Consider the following 8,886-nt stretch of genomic DNA (forward strand, 5'->3'; position numbering starts at 1 on the left):
AGGGTAAAGGATTGAATGATTAAGGTTTGTGCTTGATAAAGGTATCTACCATCCAATCAAAAAATCTTTGCTTCTCTTCATAATGTGGGTAGTGAGCCGAGTTATTAAAGCCAATGAATTCCTTTTGATTTCCTTCAATCTGGTCAAAAAACACCTTGGCGGCATGGGATGAAGTCATTAAGTCGTAATCTCCCATGACAAAATAAAAGGGGAGGTCCAGCTTCGTAATCAAGGATGGCAAAGGACGGCTCAGGGCTTCACTTATCAATATTTCTTGCGAATATATGATCCCTTTATTAAAACGAATGGCATCCAGCATATTATATTCATGGCTGAACGTCATTTCCAGGAAGCTGGTGTCAGGGCTGTCCATCAACCTTGATGTGCCTCCATAACGTTTAACGATATCTCGCGGCGTGAATGCCTGTCCTTGTTTGATCGGTTCATAGATCTGCTCCAACTGCTCTACATCTTCATGATTATCAGCCAACAGGGCTTGCTCCATAACGTAATTCCATCCGTCCATCTCGCTCTGTTGTGTATCTGCCATCTGCCCGATCCCAATGTAGGCTTCATATTTATCGGGTGCTCGATGCGCAGCAAGAGTTGCTATGTATGTTCCGTACGAATGACCCATCAGGATCACCTTTTTCTTCCCCAGACGTTGAGTAATATAATCCGTGACGGCCAGTGCATCCTCAACCAGCAAGTTAGCTGAGAGATTGGAATAGTCCTCAAAAAAATGATAGGATTTGCCGCTTGCTCTCTGATCATAGTTCACAATCGTAAACTGAGATTCTAGTAAATCCTGGTACTTTTTCGCGTACGGAAGTTCAGATGCACCCGGTCCACCGTGTAAATACAGGATAACTGGGTTGTCCAGATTCTGTCCTCTGATCATGATTTCATGTCCCGTGCCGTTGATTATAACTTGTTCCAATGCATGAATAGGGTTTGTTCCTTTTATTTTTGGCGTCCATGTTGGAAAGTAAAGAACTGCGAGTGATAGGGTTAGAGTCGTAACACCAAGCCACAAACCTGTTTTTTTCATTTTGTTCATAGGATATGTCTCCTCTGGTTCAATGTCTTGAAGTGATTATTGTTCATAAATTCATAACTCTATCTTACGTGATTCGTCATTGATTCAAATCGTACGCCAGATTGAATCTGTTCTCCTTCTCAGGTTGGACATAAAAAGACCTCAGTCCTGATGAACAGGACCAAGGCCGCAACTTGACTAACTTTTTATGTTTATAAAAGACCTCAGTATGCTGAAGCTACAGTAGAAAGATCGGGATAAATAAGGCAGGCAACAGGTTTAACACTTTGATCTTCGTAATCATCAAGATGTTCATTCCCGTACAGAGTGCAAGAATGCCACCAATCAGAGTAATTTCGTTCATGATGTTCGTCGTCATGAAGACGGATAAGAAATCAGCCGAGAAGAAGACCAGAACTTCGATCACCAGAAGAATGAATGCTGAGAAGATGATGCCGATCCCAAAGGTGGATGCCAGAATCAATGACGTAATGCCCGAGAAAATCGTATTGATTTGCAAAAAGGTATTATCCCCCTGTAACGCACTTTGTAGTGGCCCCAGAATCGGGATCGATCCCACGCACAACAATGAGATGGCAACCGTTAATCCTTCATTTAAGCCATTGGACGAGAATCTGATCATAATGTTGGACAAGATGTTCTCGAAATTAATGAGTTGCCCAATGACCCCACCTAAGGTGAGGAAGATGATAAACATAATCTGATATTGGCTGGTGGATATGCTGCTCATGGTTGTACTAATGCCTATGATGAGCGCGCTGATTCCAATCACTTGATTGAGTATGGACTTATAACCGTCATTCATGAACCTTTTGGAGATGGCCCCAAGGGTACTCCCGCATATAATGGAAAAGCAATTGATCAATATACCAAACATGATTTCACTCCTGAATTCACCAAACTGAGTTTAGAACATCGTCGACTTCTTTGATTCTTGTGACAGATGGTGTTTGAATTAGATTTCCTTTGACCATGACCATAGAGATGTCTGACAAGGCCTCGATATGTTCCAGCGGATTTTGCTCCATGATAATCAGATCGGCATGTTTCCCGATATCCACCGTTCCTGTTACATCGTCAACACCGAGGATCTTCGCATTGGTTCGAGTCACCATGTCGATGACCTGTTTGTTGTTCAGGTTGGCCTGTCTCATGTAGTGATCCATCTCTCTCCACATATCATAGTGAGTCACATAAGGCATAGCGGCATCAGTGCCGATACCAATGGTGATGCCGTTTTCGATCGCTTGTTTTACACCTTTGAGCATGGAATCATAGACCAGTCTGGAATTTTCTTTTACCGTTGCACTTACCTTCGTTACGCTGTTATCCAGTGAAGCGGATGGATAAGCGGCTTGCAGGGTGGGGATGAGTGCGGTGTAACCATTCAGGGCATTGGGATTATTTTTGTACAAACGAATGATTTCGTCATCCATCTCCGAACCGTGCTCAATGGTATCGACGCCACCCTTCAACGCAACCCGTACGCCTTCCGTGCTCTCTACATGTGCTGCCACCCGCAGGCCTATCTTATGCGCTTCATCACAGATCGCCGCAACTTCCTCCACTGTCATCTGTAAACGACCAGCTTCGCCCACCATTTTCGCATCCGTCACGCCACCCGTCACACAGATTTTGATCAAATCCACACCGTGTTTCACATTCAGACGTACATTTTTCCGTGCTTCCCACGGGGAATCGCCCACCAGAGCGAGGAATGGAGCACCGTGTCCGCCCGTTACACTTAGGAAAAACCCGGAGACAAGCAGATTAGGGCCGACAAAGTCACCGTTGTTAATCTCATCCCTCAGTTGGACATCCGTGTAAAAGAATTCCCCCACACTGCGCATCGTTGTTACACCCGCATGAAGTGCGGTCAGCGCGTTGCGTTTCATTCGTTTTTTCAATACGTTTCTGCCGAACTTCGTGTTCAAAATCCGATCATAGGCAAACTGCAACATGCCTTCACTAACCGAGAGACTGAACGGTTTACCGTCTGCAAAGAGGTGCACGTGGGCGTTGATCAGTCCAGGCATTACGTATTTTCCTGAGAGGTCGATTGTTGTGTAGTAACTAGGGATAAGCAGTTCGTTATCTTGGCTTATATTCTGAATAAGTCCTTGTTCATTGACGAGAATCGTCATGTTTTTTTGCAGATTGCGGTTCAGATCACCGTGGATCAGATTGACGTTTTTTAATGCGTAAGCGGTGTTCATGTTGTGTTCCTCCTTAGAATGTGGGGGTGAAGCTATATAAGTTGAATGATGGGTATGTACACTTGTCACTCCGATGACAGAACAACCTTCGGATCGCTGTTATCCCCAGATTTTTTTGATACCCTCTTATTAGGGGGGAATCCGGTGATAAGCGTATGCTTCCGATGTAGCTTTCTTTCAGAAAGCTTTTAGGCGAACGCTTCGCTTCCTCTGGTTATTTCTGTCCTCTCCGTTATCGTGTAAATGTAGGTTCAACTTAAATAGTTTGGTAAATGGTAGATACTTGACTTAAAAATGAATTATAAATTCATTTTTAAGTCAAAAAAATAGAGTGTCTTAATGTTAGAGATTTTTTCACGTGCAAACCAAGTGAAGTTGATATGATTTGCACGCTTTGTTTTTTCAGCATGGGCTTGGGTTGTTATTCGTTGAGGCTCTTCATACCGTACAGTCTGTATACATACAAAGCTTCGAATATTTGCTTCCGACTGTCCTCGCTCATATCCCGTTTCAATAGATCCAGGTTCATATCAATCACATTGTGCGCGAGGATGTTCAACAAGATCAAGTTCTCCTCGGTGCCAATCTCATACCGTTTATATTGGTTCTTCAGATAGGCCTTCTTAGTTTCGATCATCAGCTCGACCAGCTCATTTTTGGCGTTGGTGTAAATGGTACCTTTATTCTTTTCGAAGATGATGACAATCTGATTCCGGTATTTCCGTAATACGTCCACCTGTTCCTGCAACAGCGCCGACTTTCGCTCGCTATCCGTTTCCTCGAACAAGGTCTGGTTATCAAAGTGAATCGTCTCCACCAGCACATTTTTCAGATAATCCACCAGATCCGGTGGCACGACGGCGTAGAATAGCTCTTTCTTGTTCTTAAAATAAGTATAGATATTGCCCACGGAAATATTGATCTCATCCGCGATATCGCTCATCTTGGCATCGACATAGCCTTTTTCAAAAAAGACCTTGAGTGCCGCGTATTCAATCTCTTTCCTGACTTCGTCTTTCTTGGCTTGCACCATCGGGAACGACTCCTTAATAGTGAATGGTTTATTCGTTATTAGAGTAGACCTTTTTGAGGGAGGTGTCAATGAGAAGGAGTGCGAAGGGAAGAAAGCCTGCAAAAATAAAGAGCACCTCTGGTGCTCTTTGTCTTTGAACTTAACCATGTTTATTAATGAGAGGGAAGTATGAGTTTGATAGCTTTCTAAATTACATGCGCCAAGGAAGTTGTGGCGTTTTATAGCGAAAAAAAGTATTCGAATCCTTTTTTACATATATCCATGGTGGGTTTGGCGGTGTACCTTTGGCCTTATAAAGTGCTTCGCCTGTATCACTTGATGCATATTCGTCAAGATCGGAAGGACTAGAAAAAATTGTTCCTTGATAAGATAGTCTTTTTCCCTGTACTTCAATATTAGGTGCACCAGAGATAATTCTGTTCGTTGTATTGAATAATCCAACTCTTCCCGAAGACCAAAGGAATAATTCACTGAGTAGTAATAAGCCAACCAGCGTAAAAATGCCTATTAACATTCGTTTTTTTCTCATCATACTTGATCTCCTTTTGAGTTATCGACTATGGTGTTACAACCCAGTAACAACGTGTTACGTTTTTACGTACCATATTATCCCTAATTTAATGTTACTCTCTTTTTAACAAAGGGGTGGCCACATGACAAGTACCCACAGCGAAGATCTAGTTTCGCAATATAGACAACTCGTCCAACAAGAAGACGATTACGTCAACCAACTAGTCACATGCAAAAAACTCATCCTGGATGCCATGGACATCATCGCAAAGCAGGCAGGTGTGCTAGAGATGGATACCGTGAAACAAGCAGCATATCACCTTCATTCCATGGAACAGGATCTAAACAGAAAGTTATTTAAAGTCCGACTGGAGAAGAGCATCTTGGCAAATCAAATGAGTCATTCTACATAAAACCACCTTAACTAGTGGACAGCGCAGGATCATATTAGATGATCTTGAACTGTCTTTTTGCCTTTCCATCCAAACGATTTTTTCTCTCAATTTAGCATTGACTTTCCTCCCAAATCCCCCTACACTTCAATTATTAAAATACTTTTAAAAACATTCGTTGAATGGTTCGAAATGAACGAAAGGAGGCATACAACTAACCATGTTACCCACATCACACAATACCCAACAGGTGAAGCGCATTAACGTTGAATTGGTGAAGAACACACTTCGATCTATGGGCGTAGGCACGAAGGCTTCAATTGCGAACCTAACCAAACTCAGCGTGGCGACATGCGGCACGATCCTTAACGAATTGCTCCAAACTGGTGAGATTATCGATCTGGGCCCGGATGAATCGAGTGGGGGAAGACCTGCCAGTCGATATCAATTCAATGCGGACTATGCAAGTGTGCTGTGCCTGATTATTAGAACGGAGGGCGGCATTCACTCAATCACACATACATATGCCAATCTGAACGGAGAGATGGCGGACGAACAGACACTCTTTTTGGATGAGATTAATGTGACTGTGGTGGAGGATTTGATTGCGAGCCTGATCGAAACGCACCACAATGTGCAGGCCATTGGCATTGGTATACCAGGGGTGGCACACAACGGTGTAATTGGCATTTGTGATGTGTCGGAGCTGGCGGGTCAACCGCTAGGGCCAAGGCTCAAGGAACAGTATGATGATGTGGAAGTGGTCATTGGTAACGACATGAATCTCACGGTGTACGGACTGTATAACCAGCAGCAATTTGAAGAAGAGAAGAACTTCGCGGTAGTTACATTTCCTGAGAACCATTTTCCTGGTGCAGGCTTTATTATTGATGGTCGTCCGCTCACAGGGAACACGCAATTTGGGGGCGAGGTATCTTTTCTACCTTTTGGCGTGTCACGGGAAGAACAGCTACGGATGTTGAATACGCCAGATGGGTTGCAGAAACTGGTAGTACAGACGCTTGTATCGATCATCGCGATCATTAACCCGGCTACGATTGTGGTTACAGGCGATACGATGGATCCAGCTATGCGGGATGGCCTGACGCAAGGTTGTCTGGACATGATCCCACAGGAGCATATGCCGGGGTTGATCATCCAAAGAGACACTCGGCGCGAATATGTTACGGGGCTGGTCGCTGTTACGCTGGAAAGTCTGACCTACCGTATTCAGGTGGTTGAGAAGCAGTGGTAGGAACTACTTATTATGAAGTGAAGTTAAGCAAAATAATATTTTACACGATAACGGAGAGTGCGGAACCAATCTGAAGAGCGCCTTTATCACCGGATTTTCCCTTTAGGAAAGGGGATCAGAAAAATCTGGGGATAACAGCGATCGGAAGATGGTACTGCAATCGTAGTTATGAAGTGTAATCATTTTTTCAGTACACAATGGAGGAACTTATTTTGAATCAGCAAGCAGGTACAGAAGGAAACAAGAAAAAGTTCAACAAACTGTATGCCATGCAACTGGCAACGATTTTTTTGGGATTTATCGTATTCGGCATATCGGAAAATATTAAGGGACCGGCCATTCCGCGCATTCAATTCGACTTCAATCTGGATGAGAAACAGCTCGGGACGTTGTTGTCCCTGAATGCACTGGGGTATCTGATCGCCTGCTCCTTCACTGCCATCCTGGTACGCAAATGGGGCATTAAGGCGGTTAGCATCATTTCGTTTGCATCGATGATTCTCTCGGGTGTGTTCATTTACGTATCTCATACATATCCACTTTTTGCTTCATCTTACTTCTTCATGTACATCGGAAACGGCATGCTGGAGATTGCGCTGGCGATTCTGGGGGCGCGGATCTTTGTGAAAAACACAGGTACGATGATGAACCTCTCCCATTTCTTCTATGGGCTGAGTTCAACGGTTGCACCTTTGCTCGCGACAGGGGTGATGTCCTTGAGCGTGTTCGGACACGTACTGGACTGGCGCGGCATGTATCTGGTGATGTTGTCGCTCTGTCTGCTGCCAATTATTGCGGCGCTGCGCAGCAAATTTCCGGGGGATGATCTTCCTCATGAAGATCGGACTTCACTCAAGACGTTAACTCGTGATCCAGCCATCTGGCTGATGGTGCTTATTCTTTCTTTTGGCGTGGTATCCGAACTGGCGGTTGGAGGTTGGCTTGTTAACTTTCTGGAGAAAGCTTACACGTGGGACACGGTCAAAGCATCTGGGCTGCTGTCTGCGTTCTTCCTCAGCTTCTCGTTGGGCAGACTGTTGCTAGGGCCGCTTACGGACCGGATCGGATTCGTATTGTCGCTCATTTTGTTCTCTGCTTTCTCGGCGGTATGCACATTCATCGCTATTGCAGGTGGAGAGGGGCTGGCATTCTTCTTTGCCGTATCAGGAGCGGGTATTGCGATGATCTATCCAACAGTCATGGCATTTATCGCACGCAGATATCCAAACGGCAGTGACACTGCGATTACGTTCACAGTTACCCTGATGGGGATTGGTAGTGTCATCGGTAACTATGTAATTGGTTGGGTAATTGAAGGCGTGAAGAATGCGTATGGTCCAACCACTCAGCTTGGGTTATTGCGCGGGCTTCAAGCAGGGTACGGATTCATCGGCTTATGCGCTGTGATCTGTGCGGCATCTGGAGTGGTGTTGTATGTGTATTTGAAGCGGAAGCAGGAACTGATTTAGCTATCATTTATCCATAACAGAAATCAGTGAATGAACTTAACAAATAAAGGATGAACTAACGAAGTTTCTTTAAGCATGCGGTAAAAGATAGGAAATATACATTAAGGGCAGGTACTTCGGTATCCTGCTCTTTTTAGCTATGCTCTTAACCTATCATATGGTTCAAATAAATGAGTTGTAGTTCTTTCGTAGCGTAAAAAAAAAAGTAGGATTCATGATAGAATATGTAAATTCAGTGTTAAAGTCCTATTTTTTTTGAAGTTTCATAGAACTATATGGAAATATTTTTTGCGCATATGGGAACGAAACTGACAAATACTTCGACAAACTAGAAAAATATGTACGAATTGACAAATGTAAAAGAGATTATATAATGTGTGTAACTACAAGATTGTACATGAAGTTACAAATGATTCCAAAATAACAAAACGGCGGGAGTGGGCAAGAATGTGGTTTTTGGTACTATGGTTGCTAGGTCTAATCTCAGGGGGAGTTCATCTCTACTTGCTAGGTTTTCCCGGGGAAATGAGCGAGATTAGTAGAGTACTGCTGCTTCATCAATTTGTGGTCACCTTTGGACTGGTTGGAGTTATTGGTTACGTCGTCAACATAGCCAGAGCCGATCAGACTGCCAAAATGCTGGGATGGCCTGGCGGACCATTTCAGGTCAAGTATGGTTTTTCTCAGGTCGGGTTGGGTGTAATGGGAATTATGGCGATCTGGTTTCAAGGGAATTTTTGGGTAGGCGTGCTGGTAACGATGTACATATACGGTTTAAGTGGTCTTTGGTCACATACTTATGTCATGATTAAAAACCGCAAGGCAGATGGAGACAGCATCGGTAATCTGATTATGGATGTGGTGTATCAGACCTTTATCACAGTTCTCTCCATTTGGGCTGGCGGAATTTGGGTAATGCACTAAGCTGTTACTGGATTTTTGCTTTAAATG

The 8,886-nt window shown here is 43.9% G+C and carries 9 protein-coding genes; 4 read left to right on the forward strand and 5 right to left on the reverse strand.

Annotated elements, in window-relative coordinates:
• Positions 1–19: 19 nt before the first annotated feature.
• The 5 genes from CS562_RS15655 to CS562_RS15675 all read right to left on the reverse strand — a co-directional run bounded on the left by CS562_RS15655 (position 20) and on the right by CS562_RS15675 (position 4,838).
• Positions 20–1,060, reverse strand: coding sequence for an alpha/beta fold hydrolase (locus CS562_RS15655; RefSeq protein ID WP_099856987.1), 1,041 nt, complete (start codon positions 1,058–1,060; stop codon positions 20–22).
• A gap of 217 nt (positions 1,061–1,277) precedes the next feature.
• Positions 1,278–1,937: a DUF554 family protein gene (locus CS562_RS15660; protein WP_099856989.1), complete on the reverse strand. Its 660-nt coding sequence runs from the start codon at positions 1,935–1,937 to the stop codon at positions 1,278–1,280.
• A 16-nt stretch (positions 1,938–1,953) separates the two neighbouring features.
• Positions 1,954–3,276 (reverse strand): amidohydrolase family protein, encoded by a 1,323-nt coding sequence (locus tag CS562_RS15665; RefSeq protein WP_099856990.1) that lies wholly within the window; start codon positions 3,274–3,276, stop codon positions 1,954–1,956.
• A gap of 421 nt (positions 3,277–3,697) precedes the next feature.
• On the reverse strand, positions 3,698–4,309 hold the full coding sequence (locus tag CS562_RS15670) for a TetR/AcrR family transcriptional regulator (protein ID WP_090809647.1): 612 nt from the start codon (positions 4,307–4,309) through the stop codon (positions 3,698–3,700).
• Positions 4,310–4,499: 190 nt separating this feature from the next.
• A complete protein-coding gene (locus tag CS562_RS15675; protein WP_099856992.1) occupies positions 4,500–4,838 on the reverse strand; it encodes a hypothetical protein in 339 nt (112 codons plus the stop codon).
• Positions 4,839–4,962: 124 nt separating this feature from the next.
• Between CS562_RS15675 and CS562_RS15680 the strand changes: the two genes are divergently transcribed.
• The 4 genes from CS562_RS15680 to CS562_RS15695 all read left to right on the forward strand — a co-directional run bounded on the left by CS562_RS15680 (position 4,963) and on the right by CS562_RS15695 (position 8,859).
• On the forward strand, positions 4,963–5,232 hold the full coding sequence (locus CS562_RS15680) for a hypothetical protein (protein ID WP_099856994.1): 270 nt from the start codon (positions 4,963–4,965) through the stop codon (positions 5,230–5,232).
• A 199-nt stretch (positions 5,233–5,431) separates the two neighbouring features.
• Entirely contained in the window at positions 5,432–6,466 is a 1,035-nt protein-coding gene (locus CS562_RS15685) for an ROK family protein (RefSeq protein WP_099856995.1), read from the forward strand.
• Positions 6,467–6,735: 269 nt separating this feature from the next.
• Positions 6,736–7,935 carry an MFS transporter gene (locus CS562_RS15690; protein ID WP_099857223.1) on the forward strand — a complete coding sequence of 400 codons (1,200 nt, stop codon included), beginning with the start codon at positions 6,736–6,738 and terminating at the stop codon, positions 7,933–7,935.
• Positions 7,936–8,382: 447 nt separating this feature from the next.
• Positions 8,383–8,859: a DUF6790 family protein gene (locus tag CS562_RS15695; RefSeq protein WP_175383295.1), complete on the forward strand. Its 477-nt coding sequence runs from the start codon at positions 8,383–8,385 to the stop codon at positions 8,857–8,859.
• Positions 8,860–8,886: the final 27 nt, after the last annotated feature.

Origin of the sequence: Paenibacillus sp. LK1 (genome assembly GCF_002750415.1) — a bacterium.
Taxonomy (GTDB): Bacteria; Bacillota; Bacilli; order Paenibacillales; family Paenibacillaceae; genus Paenibacillus; species Paenibacillus taichungensis.

Coding starts and splice junctions, on each gene's coding strand:
- CS562_RS15695 (WP_175383295.1), top strand. CDS start 8,383: ATGTGGTTTTTGGTACTATGGTTGCTAGGTCTAATCTCAGGGGGAGTT.
- CS562_RS15660 (WP_099856989.1), bottom strand. CDS start 1,937: ATGTTTGGTATATTGATCAATTGCTTTTCCATTATATGCGGGAGTACC.
- CS562_RS15675 (WP_099856992.1), bottom strand. CDS start 4,838: ATGAGAAAAAAACGAATGTTAATAGGCATTTTTACGCTGGTTGGCTTA.
- CS562_RS15690 (WP_099857223.1), top strand. CDS start 6,736: ATGCAACTGGCAACGATTTTTTTGGGATTTATCGTATTCGGCATATCG.
- CS562_RS15665 (WP_099856990.1), bottom strand. CDS start 3,276: ATGAACACCGCTTACGCATTAAAAAACGTCAATCTGATCCACGGTGAT.
- CS562_RS15685 (WP_099856995.1), top strand. CDS start 5,432: ATGTTACCCACATCACACAATACCCAACAGGTGAAGCGCATTAACGTT.
- CS562_RS15680 (WP_099856994.1), top strand. CDS start 4,963: ATGACAAGTACCCACAGCGAAGATCTAGTTTCGCAATATAGACAACTC.
- CS562_RS15655 (WP_099856987.1), bottom strand. CDS start 1,060: ATGAACAAAATGAAAAAAACAGGTTTGTGGCTTGGTGTTACGACTCTA.
- CS562_RS15670 (WP_090809647.1), bottom strand. CDS start 4,309: ATGGTGCAAGCCAAGAAAGACGAAGTCAGGAAAGAGATTGAATACGCG.